The sequence below is a fragment of the Prosthecobacter gellanilyticus genome, from assembly GCF_007992435.1.
GTDB lineage: Bacteria > Verrucomicrobiota > Verrucomicrobiia > Verrucomicrobiales > Verrucomicrobiaceae > Prosthecobacter > Prosthecobacter gellanilyticus.
Window position 1 is genome coordinate 22,411 of the sequence record NZ_BKAG01000009.1, and the last position, 20,364, is coordinate 42,774.

Genomic DNA, 20,364 nt, shown 5'->3' on the forward strand with positions numbered 1-20,364 from the left:
TCCTTTCACCTCCCCCCCCCGAAAACCTCATGAAAAACCTCCGCTCCTCCCTGCGCCAGCGCATGATGCGCCAGCTTCGCTCCGGCTTCTCGCTGGTCGAGGTCACACTGGCCACCGGCATCACCGCCATCGCCATCACCTCCGTGCTCGGCCTGGTGCCGCAGGGGCTGGCTAATGTGCGCCAGGCTGGCAACCTGCACGCCGAGAGCCACATCACACGTCATTTGTTAGGCAACATGGCGCAGTCTCCCTGGTCGCTCGCCGCCGGCCAGGACAACCTGGTCTCAAAGTTTAACAACAAGCGTTTCTACTTTGACGATCAGGGCATCGAGATGGGGGCCACGGAGGCCCGCACCAGTGGCTGGCTGGCCTATGTTGCCGAGGTGAAGGTGCCTCCGCAGGATGTCGTGCTGCCTTCCTCCGGCATCGGCAGCACGGCCCAGGCAGGCCCGGTGAATGATCCCTACCTCCGCCGTGTCACGGTCAAGGTCGCCAGCATCGGTGATCCGGACTTTGATTTCGACAACGGCCCGCGTCTCGCCATTCGCAGCCACACCACGCTCATCGCACGAGCCGGCCGATGAAGACTCCGATCTCCAGTTTTACCGCACATCGTGTTAGGCATGGATTCACTCTCGTGGAGATCCTGGTCTCCACCGTGGTGCTTTCCATCCTCATGCTGATCTCGCTGACCTCGCTGGAAAGCATGCAGCGGTCCTGGAAGTCCACCCGCGTGCGGGTGGAGCAGTTTCGTGGTGCGCGCACCGCTTTTGAGACGCTCTCACGCAATCTCAGCCAGGCCACGCTGAACACCTACTGGGACTACTACTACACGGAGACCAAGTCGAACGTGCCGCCGGTGAACGGCTCCACGCCGCCCGCAGGTTACGTCCGCCAGTCAGAACTGCAGTTTTGGAGCGGTCCTGCGCGTGAAGCGGTGGCGGCGACGGCTGACCAGAGGACTTATCCGGGACATGGGGTCTTCTTCCAGGCCCCCCTCGGCCAGAGTGAGCGGCATCGCGGGCTTGCAGCCCTGCTGAATGCGCGTGGTTACTACATTCAGTTCGGCAGTGACGAGGCCCGGCGTCCGGACTTCCTGCCGGAAGCGGTCACCCGTGTGCACCATCGCTATCGCTTGATGGAGTATCGTCCGCCGGCGGAGATCGCCACTGCCAATGCACCGGGAAATGCCGTCTACACCAAGCCGGACGTCTGGTTCCGTGAAGGACTCGCGACCTCTTCACGCGTGGTGGCGGACAACATCGTCCTGCTCGTGATCATGCCTCTCGTGCCGGAGGAGTCCTTGACACCGGGGCCGACGGGTCAACTCCCGGATCCCTGGTGGATCGCGCCGGTTTACCGCTACAATTCCCGGGATGCCTTCAACAAGGATCCGCAGGTGGATCCTGTGAGTGTGGATGTCCTGAACAACATCCGCCAGGGCACGCAGCATCTGCTGCCACCGCAGCTGCGCCTGACTCTCGTGGCGCTGGATGAAGCAGGCGCGGCCCGCTGGGCGGAGCTTTCTGGTGATGAACCGGTGGACCTTCAGGTGGATGCCAAAGCCGCGTTCACGGATCCCTCCTCGAAGCAGTATAACGCAGACCTCCAGAGCGTGAAGGACTACTTCCAGACCCGCAAGATCAACTACCGCGTCTTCAGCGAGGTCATCACCCTCCGCAATGCACGCTGGGACGCCCAGACTTTCTGATCTCATGAAAAACCTCCGCCATCTGCCAATCCGTCTCTCCAAAGCTGCGTTCACCTTGATCGAACTCTGCGTGGGCGTGGGCACCGTGCTCCTGCTGGTGGCTCTCACCACCCCCACCTTGCTGGATGTGCTGGATGCGAACCGCATGACGCAGGCTGCGGATCTGGTGCAGGGACGTCTCACGGAAGCTCGCGGAATCGCCGTGACCTTTGCCTCGGATGTGGAGGTGCGCATTTTCCGCAACAGCATCACACCCCCTGTGGATGGCGGCTCAGGGCAGGGGATCCAGGTCTTCCGTCTCCGCGAGGTCGATGCTGCTGCTGAGGAAGGAGATGCAGAGGAGCCGCTGAGCATTGAGTTCGTGCCTGAAGGTGATGAGGATCCGCTGCCGAACTCCGTCGGCATCAGCACCAGTGATGAGTTCAGCTCTCTCTGGACCTTGCCAGAACGCACTCTGGTGACGGACCAGGGCGAGCGCCCCTACGTTGCTTTTCGTTTCCGTCCGGATGGCTCCACGGATCTGGCCGAGACCACTTCCTGGACTCTGACGCTGGTTCGCCAGCCCACGGCTGATCCCACCGTGCTTTCGAAGAACTTCGTCGCCCTGCAGCTCGATCCCGTGACCGGTCACATCAACAGCTTCCGGCCTGAGTGAACTCGAAGAAAAAAAGCGCGTGAGAAGTTAAAACCTATTTGACGAATAGGATTTAAAGGCGAAGTAATACATACTGTTTGAGTATAATATAAGCCGAGGCCGCGAATGATGAAGGGTGATCCACCACGATGGAAGCCCGCTGAAGCAGCGAATGTTCCGGCCCGGCCTTCTCCATCAAAACCCATCTATATCGTCATGAATCTTCACCTTCCCCATGCTGCGCTTTTGGAGACCCTGCGTTTCACTGGTCTTTCCGGTGAGCAGGCTTTGCTCGCCACTCTGGTGAGCCAGAATCCATCCACCCATGCCCGCACCCGCACTCGTGCCAGGGCCCTGCTCCTGCTGAATGAAGGGGCCACGGTGGTCGAGGCTGCATACAAGGCTCTTCTGAGCAGGCGAGGTGTGGTGGATCTCATCCGCCGCTTTAGCGAAGGCGGCCTGTGCCATGCCCTGCTGGGACCTCATGCCACCCAGGAGCAGAAGGTCTGGCTGAACCTGAGCCCTTCCAGCCCGGAGCGCGTGCAGCTCGCCTTTCCCGAGCTTAGCGCGAGAAAGTCTTCAACCATTTCCGCCGCGTCACGCGAGGGCTTTGCTTTGATGCGCGCAGATTCTGCAAGGCCTTCGTGTCGGCCGAAAACTCGTCAAGAGTCTGGCCCGCATCATGCAGCAGTCCTTGCCCGCTAGGGGCATTAGCAAGAGTCCGTCCCCTGGCTGAGGCAGCCATTTTCCGTCAACGCATCAACCTCAACTCTCCCTATGAGCACTCCCCAATCCTTTCCCGCTCTCAACGCCAAGGCCGCGCGCAATCTGGCCACCGCCACCGTCACCGCCCCGCAGTGGGATGAAATCTCCCCGCGCTGGCTTTTGAAGCTGCTGCCTTACGTCGATGTCGACGGTGGCGTGTACCGCGTGAACCGTGTGGTCTCGAAGATTCCAGGTCCTACCGTTGATCTCCTCACCGTCGATGAAGGCGAACCCAAATTGCCGAATACCTTCATCGATTATGAAGAGACGCCGCGTGAGTATCACCTCAGCACGATCCAGACGATCCTGCACACGCATACCCGCATCACGGATCTCTACAGCAATCGTTTTGACCAGCTGCGTGAGCAGGTGCGCCTCACCGTCGAAGCTCTGAAAGAGAAGGAAGAGCGTGAGATCCTCAACCATCCCAAGTTCGGCATTCTGAACATCGTGGCGCCCCAGCAGAAGATCCAGACACGCTACGGCCCTCCGACACCGGATGACTTTGATGAGCTGCTTTCCCTTGTGTGGAAGAAGCCCGCCTACTTCCTTGCGCATCCGAAGGCCATCGCTGCCTTTGGTCGTGAGGCCACCCGTCGTGGCGTGCCGCCGCCTACCGTTTCTCTTTTTGGTTCGCCCTTCATCACCTGGCGCGGCATTCCGCTTATCCCGAGTGACAAGCTGCCGCTTTCCAAGAAGGGTCTCACCAGCATTCTGCTCCTTCGCGTGGGCGAGAACCAGCGTGGTGTGGTCGGTTTGCAGAAAGCCGGCGTTACGGGCGAGATCGAACCCGGTCTCTCCGTGCGCTACATGGGCACCAATGAGAATTCTATCGCCTCCCATCTCGTGACCCGATACTTCTCCGTCGCTGCCCTCGATGAGGACGCGATTGGCCTGCTGGAGAATGTTTCCGTGACCAACTACCACGAGTATGTCTACCCCAAGGCTTGATCTCCCATCACCGCTGGCCGGTGTGGACCTGGGCGGGGAGGATACCTCACTCATCACCCGCCTTGTGGGTGAGCTGTTTCATGGTGGTCAGCCACAAGTGCCTGAGCTGCCTGCCACCGTGCCCGCTACCCTTGCCGGTCTTCCGACACAGCTTCCGGTCTCTCCGCAAGCTGCGCCTCCTTCCGTGGACTCACGCGATGCAGGTTTGAATGGTGGTTTCCCCACCACCACTTCCTCCGCACCACCGGTGCATCCCACCGTGGTTTCATCCGAGCCGGAGCCTGTCTCCAAATCATCATCGCAGCCTCGTTCGGGAGGTCATTCACGCGGAGACTCTCATTCCTTCGAGTATGGCGAACCCAGCTACTACAATGACCTCATAGGCACACGTCAGAAGGACTCGCCGGTGGAGCATCCGTTGGACACGCTGTATCGCGAGCCCTCGTTTCCTCAAGGTGTGCAGGTCATTGACGAGCCTGACTTCTACTTCCTCAAGGGACTCAAAGGTGCCTCGCTGCCTCCGGTGGCGGCTCCCTTGACCGCCTTTGATGTGGAAGGTGTGCGCCGTGACTTTCCCGCGCTGCATCAGCGCGTGAACGGACATCCGCTGATCTATCTCGACAACGCGGCGACGACTCACAAACCGCAGTCCGTGCTGGATGCCACCTCGCAGTTTTACGGTCGCGACAATTCCAACATCCATCGCGCTGCGCATGCGCTGGCAGAACGCTCCACGAAGCTCTTTGAAGCAGGCCGTGAAAAGGTGCGCCAGTTCCTCGGCGCGGGTGATGCCAAAGAGATCGTCTTCCTTCGTGGCACCACAGAGGCCATCAACCTCGTCGCCAACAGCTACGGACGTCACAACGTCGGTCCTGGTGACGAGATCCTGCTCACGCAGCTGGAGCATCACGCGAACATCGTCCCCTGGCAGCTCCTCGCTGCACAGACTGGCGCTGTCATCCGTGTGGTGCCCATCAATGATCGCGGTGAACTGATCCTCGAGGAGTTTGCCAAACTGCTCAGCGAGAAAACAAAGATTGTGAGCGTGACGCATGTGTCCAATGCACTGGGCACCGTCAATCCTGTCGAACAGATCATCCCTCTCGCTCATGCGGTCGGTGCGGTGGTTCTTGTCGATGGCGCGCAGTCCACACCGCATCTGCCGGTGAACGTCTCGGCGCTCGATGTCGACTTCTACGTCTTCAGTGGTCACAAGATTTTTGGTCCCACCGGCATCGGTGCGCTTTATGGCAAGAAGCATCTGCTGGATGCCATGCCACCCTGGCAGGGCGGGGGACACATGATCCAGGACGTGACGTTTGAGAAGACGATCTACCGTCCAGCGCCGGAGAAGTTTGAAGCAGGCACTCCAGACATCGCCGGAGTCGTCGGTCTCGGTGCTGCCATTGATTATCTCTTCCGTGTCGGCATTCCCGGCATCGCTGCTTATGAGCACACCTTGCTGGAGTATGCCACGCATGCCTTGAGCACCGTGCCCGGGCTTCGTCCCATCGGCACGGCCACGAACAAGGCCAGCGTGCTGTCGTTCGTGATCCCGGGTGTTTCGAATGAGGCCATTGCGCATCATCTCGACAAGCAAGGGATTGCTGTTCGTGCAGGACATCATTGCGCGCTTCCTGCGCAGCGTCATTTTGGCCAGGACACAACCGTGCGGCCCTCGCTGGCGTTCTATAATACGTTCGGCGAAGTCGATGCCCTCGTCGCCGCCCTGCACCAACTTCCCAAACGCTGATCCATCATGGCCACCATTTCACCTGTCGCGCTTCACGAGCTTCTGCAGGACAAGACCTTCCAGAACGTCATCGACGTGCGCACTCCTGTGGAGTTCGCCGAGGTGCATGTCGACTCCGCGAAGAACGTGCCGCTGGACTCGCTGAAGCCGGATGAGCTTCACGACACCCATCGCCTTAGCATCGAGAAGCCCATCTACATCCTCTGCCGCAGCGGTCAGCGCGCCACCAAGGCTGCGGATCAGCTCGCCAAAGCTGGTTATCCGAACTCCATCGTCGTTGAAGGTGGTACGCTCGCATGGATCGCCGCAGGTCTGCCGGTGAATCGTGGCAAGACCAAGGTCATCGGCCTTGAGCGCCAGGTCCGCATCGCCGCAGGCACTCTGGTGCTTAGCGGTGTGCTGCTCTCCTACTTCGTGAATCCTGCCTTCATCTGGCTCTCGGGCTTTGTCGGCGCGGGACTCATCTTTGCCGGCATCACTGACTGGTGCGGCATGGGCCTGCTGCTGGCAAAGGCCCCGTGGAATCAAAAAGCCTAGTTCATGTCCTCGCGCCAAACGCAGAACCCAGCCCTCGCTCTCGCGGACTGGCACATCCCTGAATTGCTAGCCTCCTATGAGCGCTTCGGCGGCTTCAATGAGAATGGCTCCAGCAACCTGCCTTCCAAAGGCGCCATCAATGAGATCTGTCACGATCTCCTGCAGCTTCTCTTTCCCGGCTTTCATGATCACGATGCCATTCCGGATGGCACGCTCGCGCAGTTGACGGTGGAGCGCATGCTCTCCGTGGTTCGCCGCCTTCAGGAGCAGGTCCGCAAAGCGGTGCGCATTGGCAATCCCGACAAGCCAACTGGCAGGACGGTGCCCATCATGAAGAGATTCGTGAAAGCCATCCCCGCCGTGCGCGAACTGCTAAAGCACGATGTCGAGGCAGCTCTTGAAGGTGACCCTTCCGTGCACATGCAGGAGGAAATCATTCTCTCGTTCCCATTCCTGGAAGCCATCGCCATCCAGCGGCTCGCTCACCGTCTCTACAAGGAAGGCGCGCCCATCATCCCGCGCATGATGACCGAATGGGCGCACTCCCGCACGGGCATTGACATCCATCCCGGAGCCAGCATCGGCACACACTTTTTCATCGATCACGGCACCGGCGTCGTGATTGGTGAGACCTGCAAAATCGGCAACAACGTGAAGCTTTATCATGGTGTGACTCTCGGCGCACGCAGCTTCGCCAAGGATGGTGAAGGCCAGCTCATCCGCGGTACGAAGCGGCATCCCGATGTGGAGGACAACGTCACCATTTATCCGAACTCCACCATCCTCGGTGGCGAGACCAAGATCGGCGAAGGCAGCACCATCGGCGCGAACGTCACCCTCATGCACAGCGTGCCGCCTAACTCCCTTGTGGTGACCAAGGAAGCCGGTCTGCATATCCTGGACAAGAACGCTAAGAAGACGAAGAAAGAGATCGGCGAGTTCAGCATCTAGGCAGCGCTCAGCAAAGCTGTGCCAAGCCCTTATTTCTCATTCGAAACAGTGTCTTTTTAATCTTTAATTCCTACTTGACGGATATACATACAATGACAAGGTCTGAATCACCATCACATGAGCAAGTCAGTTCTCCCTCCCACCTCTGAATCCGCCGAACCCTGGGTCGAAATCGTCCGCCAGAAGCTGGCCGGCATGCGTTTTGGCTCCATCCAGCTCATCGTCCACGAGGGCCGTGTGACCCAGGTCGAGAGCCTCGAGAAGACCCGCATCCCGACTGAGGTGGTCCCGCTCTCGAAGTGAGCCTGGTCTGTCCGTTTCATCTGCTTTTCACCGTCATGAATGCCAAGCCCGTCATCGCCTACCGTCAGCCTCCTGAAGGCCTCATCACGTCAAAGATCCTGGCTTGGTTTTCCCACTGGCTGAGCACCAGCCCCAAGTCTGCGAAAACGCGTCACTAGTTTTTTAAACTGTTCATCTCACATTCTCATCATGGCACTCGTTTCCAGCATCATTGACTCCATCGGCAAGACGCCGCTCGTTAAGTTGAACCGCCTTTCCGCGAACACTGGTGCGACGGTGGCTCTGAAAGGCGAGTTCAAGAATCCGCTCGGCAGCGTGAAGGACCGCATCGGTCGTGCAATGATTGAAGCTGCGGAAGCGGATGGCTCGCTGAAACCTGGCGGTCATATCATTGAGCCTACGAGTGGCAATACCGGCATCGCCCTGGCCTTTGTGGCTGCGGCAAAGGGTTACAAGCTCACACTGACCATGCCGGAAAGCATGAGTGTGGAGCGCCGCACTTTGCTCGCGCTGCTCGGCGCGGAGCTGGTTTTGACTCCTGCGAAGGAAGGCATGAAGGGTGCCATTCGCAGAGCCGAGGAACTGCTCGAAGCGAACCCAGGTGCCTGGGTGCCGCAGCAGTTTGCGAATCCAGCCAACCCTGAAGTGCATCGCCAGACCACCGCCGTGGAGATTTGGGACGACACCGATGGCAAGATCGATGTCTTTGTGGCTGCAGTGGGCACGGGCGGCACCATCACAGGTGTCAGTGAAGTGATCAAAGGCCGCAAACCAGAAGTGAAGTCCATCGCCGTGGAGCCCAAGGATTCTCCGGTGATCACGCAGACGCTTCGCGGTGAGCCGCTGGTGCCAGGCCCTCACAAGATCCAGGGCACGGGAGCTGGCTTTGTTCCGAAGAACCTGCATCTCGACATCGTGGATGAAGTGATCCAGGTCTCCAATGAAGATGCCATCAACACGGCGCGCCGTCTTGCTGCCGAGGAAGGCATCCTCGCCGGCATCTCCACTGGAGCGAACGTGTGGGCGGCCCTGCAAGTGGCCGGACGTGCCGAGAACGCAGGCAAATTGATCGTGACCGTGGGGTGTAGCACTGGTGAGCGCTACCTCTCCACCGCCCTGGCTGATGAAGCCCGCGGCAAAGTCACCGCCTGAGTCTCTTCAACGTTTTTAGCATCTAGTTGGTTATGCTTCTCACCTCACTTGTCAGTGATCGTCTCTCGCCTGCCACGCTTCCAGCTTATACACGGCCGGTGCCGCGCATCATCCTGGAAAGCGTGCCGCCTGACCAGGGCATCTATATCCCGAAGATCGTCAGCAAGCCGCTCAAGAAAGGCTTTGGCTTCAAGTTCGGCATCTTCGCCGGCATTCATGGAGATGAGGAAGCTGGCATCCTGGCCACGCAGCAGCTCATCCGCTGGGCCTCGGAGAAGCCTGAAGAGCTCGGTGACTTCGAGCTGCACTTCTTCCCTGTTTGCAATCCGACCGGCCGAAATCTCGGCACACGCCACAACCAGAGCGACCTCGATCTGAACCGCGAGTTCTGGTATGGCTCCCTCGAGCCCGAGGTCATGTATCTCGAGAGCGAGCTGCGTCGTGAGCGCTATGACGGTATCATCTCTCTTCATTCGGACACGGACTCCGATGGTTGCTACGGCTTTGTCAGCGGCGCGCTTTTGAGCGAGCAACTGCTCAAGCCAGCGCTGGAAGCTGCGGACGCTCATCTGCCACGCAACTCCGAGCACCTGATCGATGGCTTTCTGGCCAAAGACGGCATCATCAAGGAAGGTTACCTGGGCATCCTCAGTGCACCGCCTGAGCAGGAGGTGAAGCCTCTGGAAATCGTCTTTGAGACTCCCGGCCTCGCTCCCATGCACCGCCAGGTGGCTGCCACCGTGGATGCTGTGAAGGCCATCCTGGCCAGATACCGCCTGCTCCAGGCCTACGCGCCTAACATCTAATCAGTCACATTGTGAACGAAGATCTGATTTTTTACGCGCTCATTGGTTTTGCAGCCCAGCTGGTGGATGGTGCGCTGGGCATGGCCTATGGCGTCACCGCCTCCAGCCTTCTGATCGGCCTCGGTCTGCCCCCGGCCATCGTCAGCAGCACGGTGCATGCGGCGGAGTGCTTTACCACCGGTGCATCGGCAGTGTCTCATCACGCTTTTGGCAACATCAACAAGAGTCTCTTCTTCCGTCTTTTGCTGCCGGGAATCATCGGTGCCTTCGTGGGTGCCTACCTGCTCACGCAGATTCCAGGAGATGCGATCAAGCCCTGGATCGCCGTGTATCTGCTGCTCATGGGCGTGGTGCTCATCATCAAGGCTGGCCGTGCTTTCCCGCCGAAGTCGGTGACCTCCCACGTCAGGCCGCTGGCCTTCTTTGGTGCCTTCATCGATGCCGTCGGTGGCGGTGGGTGGGGACCCATCGTCGGCTCCACGCTCCTGGCGCGTGGCAGTCCGTTTCGCGAGACGGTCGGCAGTGTGAATGCGGTGGAGTTCTTCGTCACGCTCTCGGCTTCGATCGGCTTTTTGTTAGGCATCGGCATCGATCACTGGGACGTGATTCTCAGCCTGGCTGCCGGCGGTGTTGTCGCGGCACCCTTGGGTGCCTGGGTTTGCAAGCGTGTGCCACATCGTCCCTTCCTCATCCTGGTGGGCCTGGTGGTGATCGGTCTGAGCGTCCGCACGCTGCTGAAAACCTTCGCCTGATGCCAATCCCGGCAATGGCGAGGTCATGTCTATGATTCTCCTGTTCATCCTCACGACCCTCACGGTCATCGGTGTCTCATCGCTCTGCTCGCTCACGGAAGCAGTGCTGCTCAGCCTGAATCCATTGGAGCTTCAGGTGCAGGAGAAAAAGGGCATCGCCAAAGCGGGGCGCTGGCTGGCGATGAAACAGCGCATCGAGCGCCCGATCTCTGCCATCCTGGTCTTCAACACGCTGGCGAACACCGGCCTTGCCACATTGGCGGGGGCGCAGTTTGTGGATCTATACGGTCCGGACTGGCTCTGGGCCTTTTCAGCCTTCATGACGGTGGCCATGCTCTTTGGAGGTGAGATGACGCCGAAGATCATCGGCGTGCATTTCGCCAGCTCACTGGCCCCAAAGCTCATCAATCCTCTCACGTGGATGCTCTGGATCTGTCATCCGCTGGTGCGTGTGATGGAGAAGTTCTGCGAGCGCTTGAAGAGCAAGGCTGTCGGCGGCCAGACTCAGAGTGACCGCATCATGGACATCATCACGCTGGTGGAGTCAGCGCGTGCGGAGCAGCTGTTGCACAACCAGGAGGAGATCATCATGATCCACGCCGCCACGTTGAGCGCGCGCCGTGTGCGCAGTGCCATGGTGCCTCTGGAGGCCGTGCGTGTCTTCCATGCGGGTCATGACCTGAAGGAAAACGTGAAGATTCAGGGGCCGAAGCTTCACCGCAGCTATCCCGTGAGCCCAATCGGCAAGCTGGAGTCTGTCAGTGGCTACATTCGTGTTCGTGAGCTCTTCGTGCGGAACATCACGGAAGATGCCGCAGCCTCCTGGCAGGATCTCATCCGGCCTGTGCTGCATGTGGATGGCAAGGCCTCGCTGACCCAGCTCCTGGCACTCTTCCTTGAAAAAAGTGAAGTCGCAGCGCTGGTGGATGCTCCCGATGGCTCCGTGATCGGCTGGATCACGATGGATGACGTGATGAAGGTGCTGATGGGCGCGCGAGTGTGAGGCATCGCTTCCGCACGTTCACTTGCGGGCTCATGGCTTTTGGGAAGCCAGGTCACGCATGGCTTGGTCTACCTGGCCTTGTTCCAGCAGCACCGGGGATGGAGCTTTATTCTGATAAGGCGGCGTTTCCTTCGAGGCTTCCCACAGGCTGGCGAACCAGGGGATGATTAGATCCAGATTGGCGCTGGTGCTGCGAATCGTCGCCTGGCGGGTCGCTGCGTTCCAGTGTGCAGCAGCATCCTTCGGAAAGGGCACCCCCTGCTGTTTCAGCTCCTCCGCCAGATCGGTGGTAGTAAAGTTGGTTGGCAGCAGGCAGACTGCTTCCAGCAGGCGTCCGGCCTGCTTGCGCGGAGTTACTATAAAGGTCACCTCATCATAGTAAATGAGCGGCTCCTGTGTCTTTTGCCTCTTCTGCCAGTCCGCATTCCACTGGGCGATCAAGGACTCGATCCCCTTCATGTTCGCCTTGATGTTACGGATGACGATCCGGTGAGTCTGGCGGTTGATCACCACACCCGCACCCGCAGGCCAGCCCTTCGTGCTGTGACGGCTCAGGGTGAAGGACCTCCCCGGGACCGCCGGATAAACCTCAGGAACGACAAATGGATCCATCAATCCTTCACCGGCTCCATAGGCGCCGAAATCAGGCGGAATGGAATAGATACGTGTGACAAGTCTTTCCGTCTCTGATGAGGGCTCCGGTGGTTCTCCCGCCCAGGCCGCGCAGTGAAGGGTGAGCGCCAAGAGATAGATGCTCGCAGCCAGGACGGGATTCATCGATACATAGTCTGCGGGAGTGTGCGCCCCACTCCAAGTCCAATTCGTGCAAGAATGCGCCCTTCTTTGCCGCTTCTCGACGGGTGCAGGCAGGGTGCGGATAGCCACAGAGGCATCCAGCGGGAGACTGAGATGCGAAGGTCCTAGAGCGACATATGCTTCCATGACCTCGCCTGATGACATACGCTCGTGCATCCCACAACCGGACGGTTCTGTGGGCCGGTTGCGTGACAGTGGCCGCCAGCGATCAGAGGACGAGAAGCTCGCGCAGTCCACGGATGCCGTGGCGGACATCACGGAAATGAAACGTGTGGAGGCTGAGCTCGCGAGCGCCAGCGCCGTGATGCGCGCCGTGGCGGAAAACAGTCCCGACCTGGTCTATGTGAAGGACTCTGACAGCCGCCTGATCTATCTGAACCCGGCCACCTGCCGCATGCTCTGCGGTGAAGCCGAAGACTTTCTCGGCAAGAACGCCATTGATCTCGCAGGTGACACACCGCAGGCGCGCAGGATCCTTGAAAATGATCGCCGCGTGATCGCGGGTGAGGAGACGGGCACCTTTGAGGAAACCTTCACCGGCCCAGACAAGATCACCCGTGTCTTTCACTCGGTGAAAACGCGCTGGCTTGGAAAAGATGGAGAGGTGCTCGGCCTGGTGGCCATCTCACGCGACATCACGGAGCGCAAACGCGTCGAGGATGAACTGCGTGAAAGCGAGGCCCGCTTCCGTGCGCTCGCGGATGACACGCCTGTCTTCATCTGGCAGGCGGATGCTGACATCAACATCACCTATGCGAACCGTCCCTTCCTGGAGTTTCTGGAATTGAAGGATGTGAGTGAGTTCACCGGGCGCGGCTGGGAAAGCCGGTTGCATCCTGATGATCTTCCGGTGGTGCACCGCGTCTACAGCGAGGCCGTGCGCCAGCAGAAGCCCTACACGCTGGAGATCCGTCACCGCATCCTGCGCACTGGCGAGTATGAGTGGAACTTTTTCAAAGGCGTTCCGCGCTTTGTGGGCGGCCAGTTTGCCGGGTTCATCGGCACTGGTGTGAACATCAACGAGCTCAAGCTCGCCGAGGCGAAGCTCAAGGAGAGCGAGGAAGTGCTGCGTGCCGCGAAAGAGCGGGCTGAGGCAGCCTCGAGAGCCAAGGACAAATTCCTCGCGCAGCTTTCTCATGAGCTGCGCACACCGCTGACTCCCGTGCTCATGACGGCGGCGGCCTTGAGTGAGGATGCCTCTCTCCCTGAAGACACTCGTGAACAGCTGGCCATGATCCGGCGCAATGTGGAGCTGGAAGCGCGGCTCATCGATGACCTGCTGGACCTCACGCGCATCACGCATGGAAAGCTCACTCTCCATGCTGAAACCTGTGATGCTGACCGTATGATCGAGCTCGCCGTGGACATCGTGCGTGACGAGGCTCGCCAGAAGCGCATTCACCTCACTGCCGATCTGCAGGCAAAACACCGAACCATCCACGGAGACCCGGCGCGCCTGCAACAGGTCATCTGGAATCTGCTGCGAAATGCGGTGAAGTTCACACCGCCGGGCGGTCATGTGCGTGTCACCTCCCGCCATGGCCAGCGGCTGGCGGGGTGCAGCGAGCCAGCCAGTCTGCTGATCGAGGTCAGTGACACTGGCATCGGCTTCTCCTCAGAGTTCGCCAGCCGCCTGTTCGAACCCTTTGAGCAGGGGAATATCACGGGGGATCAGCGCTACCCTGGCCTCGGGCTCGGACTCTCCATCGCGCGTGCCATCATTGAGATGCATCACGGCATCATCACCGCCAGGAGTGCAGGGCCTGGCAAAGGAGCTGCCTTCACCGTGGCGCTGCCCATGGCCTTGGATGGCGCCACAGGCAGCGTTCCCGCCCAACGGGAAAACGACTCCGCCTCAGAGCCGGAGGAGTCCTTGCGAATTCTGCTGGTGGATGACCATGAAACCACGCGGAATGTGCTGGCGCGCCTGCTGCGCCGTGCCGGGCATGATGTCATCACCGCAGCGGACGTGAGGAGCGCGCTCTCCGCGGCAGAGCGCGCCACTTTTGACGTGGTGCTCTCAGACATCGGCCTGCCGGACGGAACCGGCTTTGATCTCATGGCCGAGCTGCGCTCCCGATACGGCCTGCGCGGCATCGCGCTCAGCGGCTATGGCACGGATGAAGACCTCCGTGATTCCGCGGAGGCGGGTTTTGTGGAACATTTGGTTAAGCCAGCCACCATCCAGGAAGTGCGCCAGGCCCTCCGCCGTTTCGCTGCGTCCTGCATGGGGGTGGAGGAGTACGGAACGGCAGACTTTTGATCGCCCGTGCGGGAATCTGGTCCGTTGCTCGATTGCTCTCGACCTCACAGTCAGCCAGTGCCTTGACCCTGGATAGCTCATCGAAAAATGGGTATCGCGCGAAAATGCGCGGTTGAAGATTTTTACCATCTTCGCCACTGCTGCAATCCATTGATTTTCAATGGAGCCGAGAGTCGGATTTGAACCGACGACCTGATGATTACAAATCAACTGCTCTACCACTGAGCTATCCCGGCTTGGTCGCCGCTGAGAGGTGTTCCTTTCAGCGGGCGCGAATCATGCATCACGCACGGACATCCGCAACGTGGAATTACAATGACATCTGCTTTTACTGAGCTCGCTGCTTACGCGGCGAGGGCTTCGGCCACGCCTTTGAAGAGGTAGTAGCCCCAGCCACGCTCGGCACCGTTCCAATCTGGATCGTAGTGGGTGTCCTTGCCGATGAAGCGCTCGGGATGCGGCATGAGGCCGAAGACGCGGCCGGTGTCATCCTGCAGGCCGGCGATCTGGGCGCTGGAGCCATTGACGTTCTTGCCATAGAGCAGGGCTCCGTGACCGTCTTTGACGTATTTGTCGGCATCGCCCGTTTCACCGACGAAGCGGCCTTCAGCGTGGGCCACGGGAAGCTCGAAATTGTCTGGCAGCAGCTTGAGGTAAGGGCTGGTGCTGCTGTTCTTCTTCAAAGGCACCCAGCGGCAGATGAAACGGCCGGTGGTGTTGTGGATCAGGCTGCCGCGGGGCAGGAGATCCAGCTGCGTGAGGATCTGGAAACCATTGCAGATGCCGAGCACGTAGCCGCCATCCGCGACGAACTGCTTCAGGCGGTCACCCAGCTTGTGCTTGGTGATGAGCTGGGAGATGCGGCCGCTCATGACGTAGTCGCCATAGCTGAAGCCGCCGGAAAAGACCACGAGCTGGGCCTTGCCCAGGACCTCAGGAGCCAGTTCGGAGACAGGCAGGACTTCGGCGGTGAACCCGGCCGCCTCGAGAGCGCGAGAGGTTTCGACATCGCAGTTCGTGCCGGGAAATTTGATCAGCAGAGCGTGGGGCATGGAAAAAGGTAGGAGAGCGAGATTGGCTATGGAACCGGCTGATGCAACCCGCATCTTGATCTGCCCTGCCATTTCATGCCGGCCCGGGTGCCGCTGCGGTTCTTGCCAGGGGGGCTGGTTTGGGGTATTTTAGAGACTGTGATCGCCCGCCTGCCTCTTTTTTGCCTTCTGGCCGCCTTGTTGGTGTCCTGTGAGTCCACTGCCCCCACCCCTGACCAGCTGGATGCCCTGGAGCAGAAGGTCAGGGCAGATCATCAGGTCTATTACGATGATTTGAACCAGCGCCGTGCGGCAGGGCAGCTGACACAGGCGGAGTATGAGACGGAAAAGACCAAGCTGGACCACCAGGTGCACAGCAAGGTGGACACCATGCTGTGGACCCGCCACGAACTGGCGCAGAGCGAGATGAAGGCGAATGGCATCCCCACGCCGGACAGACCGGTGCTTCTGGATGCTCCGGGAGTCGGTTCAGTGCAGGGGTCGCTCTATTCCTCCTCGCGCATGAATGGCCTGGGCAATCAGATCCAGGGGAACTTTATGCGTGACGTGGGTGGTTCGAACTTCAACGAGCGCCGTGCTGGGACCGTGTACGATCAGTGAGTCAAGTCACGCTCCCGCATGAGTCCTGAGCATCTCGAAAACCTCGCCTCCACCGTGATCGAGCAGACCCTCAGGCGTCTGCCAGAGGCCATCCGCAGAGCGGCGGAGGCCTGTCTCATCGAGACGGCGTGGATGGCTGAGGCGGTGAAGCATGAGCCAGATCTCGCGGAGGACACGCTCGGCCTCTTTGAGGGGCAGTCTCACGAGGCGGGTGAGTTTGCCTCTGGGCCAGGGGACCTGCCGCGCATCCGCTTGTTTCTGGACAATCTTTGGGACTACGCGGAACAGGACCGGGAAACGTTCCGCGAGGAGGTGCGGGTAACTTTGTTGCATGAGCTGGGGCATTATCTCGGCATGGATGAGGACCGGGTGGAGGAACTCGGTCTTGGATGACGCATTCTGCGCACATGATGTGGAGAAATGAGGCTTCACATCCGTTCTCATTCGTGCATCAATCCAGCAGATGACTTGGTTTTATAACAACGATGGCATGGCCGACGGCCCTCATGATGAGCCGGCGATGCTGGATTTCATCCAGAGCGGCAGGCTGACCTCGAGAACACTCATCTGGCATGATGGCATGCCGGCGTGGAAAGAGGCGGGGATGCTGCAGGCCGTCTGGTGGCAGCCGGCGGAGGAGCCCATCGCCAAGGCCAGGCTCAAGCGCATCACGGTGGCGCCGACTTCCCAAGACGGGACGCCATCCCGCCGTCTCCCAGTCCCGGTCGCACCCACCGGGGAAGCACCGAAAGCGAAGGTAGGCATTTTGAAGCGCTTGTTTGGGCGGAAGGAAAAATGAGCGTCATGTCTCACGCTGCTGCTGCTCACGAGTTTCTCCGCGATCCTGCGCGTGCCTCATGGCATGACCAGACATTGTGGATGGTGCGGACGAAGCGCGACCGGCAGGCAGTGAAGGTCCCGGATTGGGAGGCTCTGCGGGAGGCAGCCTCGAAGATCAAGGAGCACACTCTCTCACGCCTGTCAGAGTATCTGGAGCAGTTTGAGGCGCATGCCATTGCCAATGGGGTCCAGGTTCACTGGGCGCGTGATGGCGAGGAGCACAACCGCATCGTGCATGACATCCTGGCCAGGCGAGGTGCAAAGAAGCTGGTGAAGAGCAAGTCCATGCTCACCGAGGAGTGCCATCTCAATCATCATCTGGAGCAGCATGGCATCGAGGTCATCGACACCGATCTGGGCGAGCGCATCGTGCAACTGCAGAAGATGCCGCCGAGCCACATCGTGATGCCGGCCATTCATCTGAAGCGCGCAGAAGTAGGCGAGGTTTTCCATGAGCATCTCGGCACACCGCGCGGGCTTGATGATGCGCAGCAGCTGACTGAAGCCGCACGTCAGCATCTGCGTCAGCATTTCCTCACGGCTGATGCAGCACTCACCGGCGTGAACTTTGCCATCGCCGAGACCGGTGGTTTTGTGGTCTGCACGAATGAAGGCAATGCGGACATGGGCGCGCATCTCGCTCCGGTGCACATCGCCTGCATGGGCATTGAAAAGCTCATCCCCAAGCAGGAGCATCTCGGTGTCTTTCTGCGTCTGCTGGCCCGTAGTGCCACGGGGCAGCCGAGCACCGTTTTCAGCTCGCACTTCCTCAAGCCACGTCCCGGGCAGGAGATGCACATCGTGCTGGTGGACAATGGCCGCAGCCGTCAGTTAGGCCGCGAGGATTTCCGCAAGAGTCTCGCCTGCATCCGCTGCGCGGCTTGTTTCAACACCTGTCCCGTATATCGCCGCAGCGGTGGCTACAGCTACAGCTTCTTCATTTCAGGTCCCATCGGCAGCATCCTCGCACCGAATGTGGACAAGGCCGCGCATGGTGACATGCCCTTTGCCTCCACACTCTGCGGTTCCTGCAGCGCGGTGTGCCCGGTGAAGATCGATATCCACGCGCAGCTTCTCAAATGGCGTCAGGAGATCACGGCGGCCGGGCATTCACCGTGGTGGAAGACGCTGGCCATGCATGCCACGGCCTTTGTTTTGAAACGGCCTGCGCTGTATGCCTTCGCCGGTCGCATGACCCGCAGATTCACACCGCTGGTGAATGCGCTGAAGCTGGATCCATGGACGAAAGCGCGCACGCTGCCAGATGCCCCGAAGGAGTCCTTCCGTGAGTGGATGCAAAAGCAAGGGAGGTCACGATGAGCAGTCGCGAAGCCATTCTCGGTGCTATTCGGAGCGCCCAACCAAAAGCGTTGTCACTGCCGGATCTGGATGCGCTCGGCGTCGGCGGCAGGATGGAGGGAACGCTGGTGAATTTCATCGCCATGCTCGACTTCATCGGCGCGCGAGTGGTGCGTGCCGCGAAGCTGGAGGATGCGACCACCTGGCTGCGTGAGAACATTCCCGTGAATGAGGCCATCGCCTCCACTGTGCCGCAGCTTCCAGGAACCGTGGATCTGAGCGGCATCAGCGATCCTCATGATCTCGATGGCGTTCACACCGCTGTGTTTCCAGCGCGCTTCGGTGTCTGTGAAAACGGTGCGGTGTGGATCGAGGAGACGGATCTCGGGCATCGCGTGCTGCCCATGATCGCAGAGCATCTCTTCATTGTCGTGCGCGCGGACCAGATCGTCGCGGACATGCACGCGGCTTATGGACGTGTCGGAAAGATCGGCAGCGGCTTCGGCCTCTTCCTCGCCGGTCCTTCGAAGACTGCGGACATTGAGCAGTGCCTCGTCATCGGCGCTCACGGTGCTCGCGGTGCCACGATCTTTATCTGGGGAGAGTAGTTTTGCACTACTCCACCGTCCGTCTCACGGTCTGTCCGGGATTCATCAGGTCCGCGCGATCCAGTCCGGTGAGCTTTTGAATTTTTCCCAGCACCCAGAAGAGCAGCAGCATGAGCGCTGCCATCATCGGAATGCCGATCACCAGGAAGCCTACCCAATTCTGCCGGCCGATGGCCTTGATGTACTCCTCGCTGCCTGGCGTCTTGCCATCCAGGAAAATGAGGATCATCCACGCATTGGCGATGGCTGAGAGAAACATCGTCCCCGCCAGCGCCCAGGAGGCCTTGCCTAACAAATGACGGAAATGCTGGCGCTTCGGCTCGGAATCCAGCGCCGCATTCAGCATGGTGTGATCGATCACCTGCGGATTCAGCAACAGTTCATTCACGAGCGGCTTCTTCCAGTAGAAGCTCAATGGAAACGCCAGTCCGAGGAACACCGGGAATGCGGCTTCCTTAGCGGCAAACCAGCCCGAGCTCAGATTCAGCAGGCCGAGTCCGCCCGTGACCACCACTGCCACGAAGCCGAGAATGGAGAAGAAGTTCAGCCCGCGCTTCTTCACGAAGCAGTAGATGCCAAACCCGATGGGCATGATCAGCGCCGCCACCAGCGCCCAGGCCGGCCCCAGCCGCTCCGGCTTGCTCAAAGACTCCAGCACCACCGAGGGCAGAATGACGGTGAGCAGCAGATCAGCGAGCGGGTGAGGTTGTTCCTGAGGTTTGGGCATGGAGTCGATGCAGATGTGGCGAGCCTGGGTGATAAATCAAAGACTCCTCGTCGCCCGTTTGAGGATGTAGGCAGTCTCCTTGGACTTCGACTGCTTCTGCCAGCGGGCGCAGGTTTGATGCACGAAGTCGGGCTTGGATTTGCCGGCATCATTCAGCCAGTTGGCCACGCTGTTTTGCACGTAGCGGGAGGGATCGGTGTGCAATGGCTCGAGGAGATGCAGGGCCAGTTTCGGATCTTGTTTGAGCACCTCGATATGCGCGCACCAGACACCACGGGGACGAGTGGCCTCAGAGGCGAAACGGCGGATGTTTGCCGAGGCATCGTGAGACCAGTCTTCGAGGTGCTTTAAAGCCACCTCCAGTTCCGCGATGATGTGTGGCCGCAAGGCCATCCAGGACCATTCACGCAGGCCTGCGTTTGGATCATCCGCCAGATCTGCAATGTGGGCCAGGCGTTGCTTCAGTGTGAGTTTCGGAGCCACGCTCACAATCGCCGCTGCCCAGCCACGCACAGTATCACTGCGATGTTTGGCGAACTTCTCGATGCCCTTCAGTCCGTAGCGCGCATGCAGGATGTTCCCGCTGGCTTTCATGCGCCCGGTGATTTTCAGCAGTTGTGCCTCCTGCATGAGGCGGATGGTTTCATCTCCAGCATCCGGAGCCACGGCCTGCAGAAGTTTGCCATAGTCGACGGAAAGGCTTTCCACCAGCGTCACTGCCTCGAGTTCGCCGACATTCAGTCCGGCGATAACATCGCGCGGGATGTCAGCCATGCGCAGGCTGCCTTTGCGCTTCGGGGCAGGGGAGACAGGGGTGGTTTTCATCGACCGACAACGTGCC

The 20,364-nt window shown here is 59.8% G+C and carries 24 protein-coding genes and 1 tRNA gene; 20 read left to right on the top strand and 5 right to left on the bottom strand.

Going from position 1 to position 20,364, the window contains the following annotated elements; translation table 11 throughout:
• Positions 1–29 precede the first annotated feature (29 nt).
• The 14 genes from vccB to BGE01nite_RS07890 all read left to right on the top strand — a co-directional run bounded on the left by vccB (position 30) and on the right by BGE01nite_RS07890 (position 11,318).
• Positions 30–584 carry a Verru_Chthon cassette protein B gene (vccB, locus tag BGE01nite_RS07830; protein ID WP_146849883.1) on the top strand — a complete coding sequence of 185 codons (555 nt, stop codon included), beginning with the start codon at positions 30–32 and terminating at the stop codon, positions 582–584.
• On the top strand, positions 581–1,711 hold the full coding sequence (gene vccC / locus BGE01nite_RS07835; protein WP_146849884.1) for a Verru_Chthon cassette protein C: 1,131 nt from the start codon (positions 581–583) through the stop codon (positions 1,709–1,711). The genes vccB and vccC overlap by 4 nt, the downstream gene beginning before the upstream one ends.
• A gap of 4 nt (positions 1,712–1,715) precedes the next feature.
• Positions 1,716–2,366, top strand: coding sequence for a Verru_Chthon cassette protein D (gene vccD / locus BGE01nite_RS07840; protein ID WP_170266667.1), 651 nt, complete (start codon positions 1,716–1,718; stop codon positions 2,364–2,366).
• Positions 2,367–2,561: 195 nt separating this feature from the next.
• Positions 2,562–3,050: a helix-turn-helix domain-containing protein gene (locus tag BGE01nite_RS07845; protein ID WP_170266668.1), complete on the top strand. Its 489-nt coding sequence runs from the start codon at positions 2,562–2,564 to the stop codon at positions 3,048–3,050.
• 72 nt (positions 3,051–3,122) lie between these two features.
• Positions 3,123–4,061, top strand: a complete 939-nt coding sequence (locus tag BGE01nite_RS07850; protein ID WP_146849887.1) for a family 2A encapsulin nanocompartment shell protein — start codon at positions 3,123–3,125, stop codon at positions 4,059–4,061.
• Complete coding sequence (locus BGE01nite_RS07855; RefSeq protein WP_146849888.1) at positions 4,042–5,814, top strand: cysteine desulfurase; 1,773 nt, start codon at positions 4,042–4,044, stop codon at positions 5,812–5,814. Before BGE01nite_RS07850 ends, BGE01nite_RS07855 begins: the two co-directional genes overlap by 20 nt.
• A 6-nt stretch (positions 5,815–5,820) precedes the next feature.
• Positions 5,821–6,351: a rhodanese-like domain-containing protein gene (locus tag BGE01nite_RS07860; protein ID WP_146849889.1), complete on the top strand. Its 531-nt coding sequence runs from the start codon at positions 5,821–5,823 to the stop codon at positions 6,349–6,351.
• A 3-nt stretch (positions 6,352–6,354) separates the two neighbouring features.
• Positions 6,355–7,302 carry a serine O-acetyltransferase EpsC gene (epsC, locus tag BGE01nite_RS07865; RefSeq protein WP_146849890.1) on the top strand — a complete coding sequence of 316 codons (948 nt, stop codon included), beginning with the start codon at positions 6,355–6,357 and terminating at the stop codon, positions 7,300–7,302.
• A gap of 117 nt (positions 7,303–7,419) precedes the next feature.
• Complete coding sequence (locus tag BGE01nite_RS07870) at positions 7,420–7,605, top strand: YezD family protein (RefSeq protein ID WP_146849891.1); 186 nt, start codon at positions 7,420–7,422, stop codon at positions 7,603–7,605.
• 35 nt (positions 7,606–7,640) lie between these two features.
• On the top strand, positions 7,641–7,763 hold the full coding sequence (locus BGE01nite_RS29705; protein ID WP_281292041.1) for a hypothetical protein: 123 nt from the start codon (positions 7,641–7,643) through the stop codon (positions 7,761–7,763).
• A gap of 31 nt (positions 7,764–7,794) precedes the next feature.
• Positions 7,795–8,757 carry a cysteine synthase A gene (cysK, locus tag BGE01nite_RS07875; RefSeq protein ID WP_146849892.1) on the top strand — a complete coding sequence of 321 codons (963 nt, stop codon included), beginning with the start codon at positions 7,795–7,797 and terminating at the stop codon, positions 8,755–8,757.
• Between the two features lie 32 nt (positions 8,758–8,789).
• On the top strand, positions 8,790–9,563 hold the full coding sequence (locus BGE01nite_RS07880) for a M14 family metallopeptidase (protein ID WP_146849893.1): 774 nt from the start codon (positions 8,790–8,792) through the stop codon (positions 9,561–9,563).
• 11 nt (positions 9,564–9,574) lie between these two features.
• Positions 9,575–10,315 (top strand): sulfite exporter TauE/SafE family protein, encoded by a 741-nt coding sequence (locus tag BGE01nite_RS07885; protein WP_218032931.1) that lies wholly within the window; start codon positions 9,575–9,577, stop codon positions 10,313–10,315.
• A gap of 25 nt (positions 10,316–10,340) precedes the next feature.
• A complete protein-coding gene (locus tag BGE01nite_RS07890; protein WP_146849895.1) occupies positions 10,341–11,318 on the top strand; it encodes a CNNM domain-containing protein in 978 nt (325 codons plus the stop codon).
• 30 nt (positions 11,319–11,348) lie between these two features.
• Here BGE01nite_RS07890 and BGE01nite_RS07895 read toward each other — a convergent pair whose 3' ends face one another.
• The gene (locus tag BGE01nite_RS07895; RefSeq protein WP_146849896.1) at positions 11,349–12,095 is read right to left on the bottom strand and encodes a hypothetical protein; all 747 of its coding nucleotides are present in this window, start codon (positions 12,093–12,095) and stop codon (positions 11,349–11,351) included.
• Between the two features lie 163 nt (positions 12,096–12,258).
• Here BGE01nite_RS07895 and BGE01nite_RS07900 point away from each other — a divergent pair, with 163 nt between their 5' ends.
• A complete protein-coding gene (locus BGE01nite_RS07900; RefSeq protein WP_146849897.1) occupies positions 12,259–14,397 on the top strand; it encodes a PAS domain-containing hybrid sensor histidine kinase/response regulator in 2,139 nt (712 codons plus the stop codon).
• 161 nt (positions 14,398–14,558) lie between these two features.
• Here BGE01nite_RS07900 and BGE01nite_RS07905 read toward each other — a convergent pair.
• Both BGE01nite_RS07905 and purQ read right to left on the bottom strand, forming a co-directional pair.
• Positions 14,559–14,633, bottom strand: a tRNA-Thr gene (locus BGE01nite_RS07905).
• 108 nt (positions 14,634–14,741) lie between these two features.
• Positions 14,742–15,449, bottom strand: coding sequence for a phosphoribosylformylglycinamidine synthase I (gene purQ, locus BGE01nite_RS07910; protein ID WP_146849898.1), 708 nt, complete (start codon positions 15,447–15,449; stop codon positions 14,742–14,744).
• A gap of 75 nt (positions 15,450–15,524) precedes the next feature.
• Between purQ and BGE01nite_RS07915 the strand changes: the two genes are divergently transcribed.
• The 5 genes from BGE01nite_RS07915 (at position 15,525) to BGE01nite_RS07935 (ending at position 18,796) form a co-directional block, all read left to right on the top strand.
• Positions 15,525–16,049, top strand: coding sequence for a hypothetical protein (locus tag BGE01nite_RS07915; RefSeq protein WP_218032932.1), 525 nt, complete (start codon positions 15,525–15,527; stop codon positions 16,047–16,049).
• A gap of 18 nt (positions 16,050–16,067) precedes the next feature.
• Complete coding sequence (locus tag BGE01nite_RS07920) at positions 16,068–16,442, top strand: metallopeptidase family protein (RefSeq protein ID WP_146849900.1); 375 nt, start codon at positions 16,068–16,070, stop codon at positions 16,440–16,442.
• A gap of 70 nt (positions 16,443–16,512) precedes the next feature.
• The gene (locus BGE01nite_RS07925) at positions 16,513–16,848 is read left to right on the top strand and encodes a DUF4339 domain-containing protein (RefSeq protein ID WP_146849901.1); all 336 of its coding nucleotides are present in this window, start codon (positions 16,513–16,515) and stop codon (positions 16,846–16,848) included.
• 5 nt (positions 16,849–16,853) lie between these two features.
• Positions 16,854–18,209, top strand: a complete 1,356-nt coding sequence (locus tag BGE01nite_RS07930) for a lactate utilization protein B (RefSeq protein WP_218032933.1) — start codon at positions 16,854–16,856, stop codon at positions 18,207–18,209.
• Positions 18,206–18,796 carry a LutC/YkgG family protein gene (locus tag BGE01nite_RS07935; RefSeq protein ID WP_146849903.1) on the top strand — a complete coding sequence of 197 codons (591 nt, stop codon included), beginning with the start codon at positions 18,206–18,208 and terminating at the stop codon, positions 18,794–18,796. Before BGE01nite_RS07930 ends, BGE01nite_RS07935 begins: the two co-directional genes overlap by 4 nt.
• Before the next feature lie 7 nt (positions 18,797–18,803).
• Here the strand turns inward: BGE01nite_RS07935 and BGE01nite_RS07940 are convergent, their stop codons facing one another.
• Positions 18,804–19,523, bottom strand: a complete 720-nt coding sequence (locus BGE01nite_RS07940) for a VC0807 family protein (protein WP_146849904.1) — start codon at positions 19,521–19,523, stop codon at positions 18,804–18,806.
• 36 nt (positions 19,524–19,559) lie between these two features.
• Positions 19,560–20,348 (bottom strand): DNA alkylation repair protein, encoded by a 789-nt coding sequence (locus tag BGE01nite_RS07945; protein ID WP_146849905.1) that lies wholly within the window; start codon positions 20,346–20,348, stop codon positions 19,560–19,562.
• Between the last annotated feature and the right edge of the window lie 16 nt (positions 20,349–20,364).

Excerpts from the sequence above, each read along its gene's own strand:
- BGE01nite_RS07855 (WP_146849888.1), top strand. The coding sequence starts at position 4,042 with ATGTCTACCCCAAGGCTTGATCTCCCATCACCGCTGGCCGGTGTGGAC.
- BGE01nite_RS07900 (WP_146849897.1), top strand. The coding sequence starts at position 12,259 with ATGACCTCGCCTGATGACATACGCTCGTGCATCCCACAACCGGACGGT.
- BGE01nite_RS07935 (WP_146849903.1), top strand. The coding sequence starts at position 18,206 with ATGAGCAGTCGCGAAGCCATTCTCGGTGCTATTCGGAGCGCCCAACCA.
- vccD (WP_170266667.1), top strand. The coding sequence starts at position 1,716 with ATGAAAAACCTCCGCCATCTGCCAATCCGTCTCTCCAAAGCTGCGTTC.
- BGE01nite_RS07930 (WP_218032933.1), top strand. The coding sequence starts at position 16,854 with ATGTCTCACGCTGCTGCTGCTCACGAGTTTCTCCGCGATCCTGCGCGT.
- BGE01nite_RS07915 (WP_218032932.1), top strand. The coding sequence starts at position 15,525 with ATGCCGGCCCGGGTGCCGCTGCGGTTCTTGCCAGGGGGGCTGGTTTGG.
- BGE01nite_RS07890 (WP_146849895.1), top strand. The coding sequence starts at position 10,341 with ATGTCTATGATTCTCCTGTTCATCCTCACGACCCTCACGGTCATCGGT.
- BGE01nite_RS07870 (WP_146849891.1), top strand. The coding sequence starts at position 7,420 with ATGAGCAAGTCAGTTCTCCCTCCCACCTCTGAATCCGCCGAACCCTGG.
- BGE01nite_RS07945 (WP_146849905.1), bottom strand. The coding sequence starts at position 20,348 with ATGAAAACCACCCCTGTCTCCCCTGCCCCGAAGCGCAAAGGCAGCCTG.
- BGE01nite_RS07845 (WP_170266668.1), top strand. The coding sequence starts at position 2,562 with ATGAATCTTCACCTTCCCCATGCTGCGCTTTTGGAGACCCTGCGTTTC.
- BGE01nite_RS29705 (WP_281292041.1), top strand. The coding sequence starts at position 7,641 with ATGAATGCCAAGCCCGTCATCGCCTACCGTCAGCCTCCTGAAGGCCTC.
- BGE01nite_RS07940 (WP_146849904.1), bottom strand. The coding sequence starts at position 19,523 with ATGCCCAAACCTCAGGAACAACCTCACCCGCTCGCTGATCTGCTGCTC.
- purQ (WP_146849898.1), bottom strand. The coding sequence starts at position 15,449 with ATGCCCCACGCTCTGCTGATCAAATTTCCCGGCACGAACTGCGATGTC.
- epsC (WP_146849890.1), top strand. The coding sequence starts at position 6,355 with ATGTCCTCGCGCCAAACGCAGAACCCAGCCCTCGCTCTCGCGGACTGG.
- BGE01nite_RS07850 (WP_146849887.1), top strand. The coding sequence starts at position 3,123 with ATGAGCACTCCCCAATCCTTTCCCGCTCTCAACGCCAAGGCCGCGCGC.
- BGE01nite_RS07860 (WP_146849889.1), top strand. The coding sequence starts at position 5,821 with ATGGCCACCATTTCACCTGTCGCGCTTCACGAGCTTCTGCAGGACAAG.
- BGE01nite_RS07895 (WP_146849896.1), bottom strand. The coding sequence starts at position 12,095 with ATGAATCCCGTCCTGGCTGCGAGCATCTATCTCTTGGCGCTCACCCTT.
- vccB (WP_146849883.1), top strand. The coding sequence starts at position 30 with ATGAAAAACCTCCGCTCCTCCCTGCGCCAGCGCATGATGCGCCAGCTT.
- BGE01nite_RS07880 (WP_146849893.1), top strand. The coding sequence starts at position 8,790 with ATGCTTCTCACCTCACTTGTCAGTGATCGTCTCTCGCCTGCCACGCTT.
- vccC (WP_146849884.1), top strand. The coding sequence starts at position 581 with ATGAAGACTCCGATCTCCAGTTTTACCGCACATCGTGTTAGGCATGGA.
- BGE01nite_RS07925 (WP_146849901.1), top strand. The coding sequence starts at position 16,513 with ATGACTTGGTTTTATAACAACGATGGCATGGCCGACGGCCCTCATGAT.
- cysK (WP_146849892.1), top strand. The coding sequence starts at position 7,795 with ATGGCACTCGTTTCCAGCATCATTGACTCCATCGGCAAGACGCCGCTC.
- BGE01nite_RS07920 (WP_146849900.1), top strand. The coding sequence starts at position 16,068 with ATGAGTCCTGAGCATCTCGAAAACCTCGCCTCCACCGTGATCGAGCAG.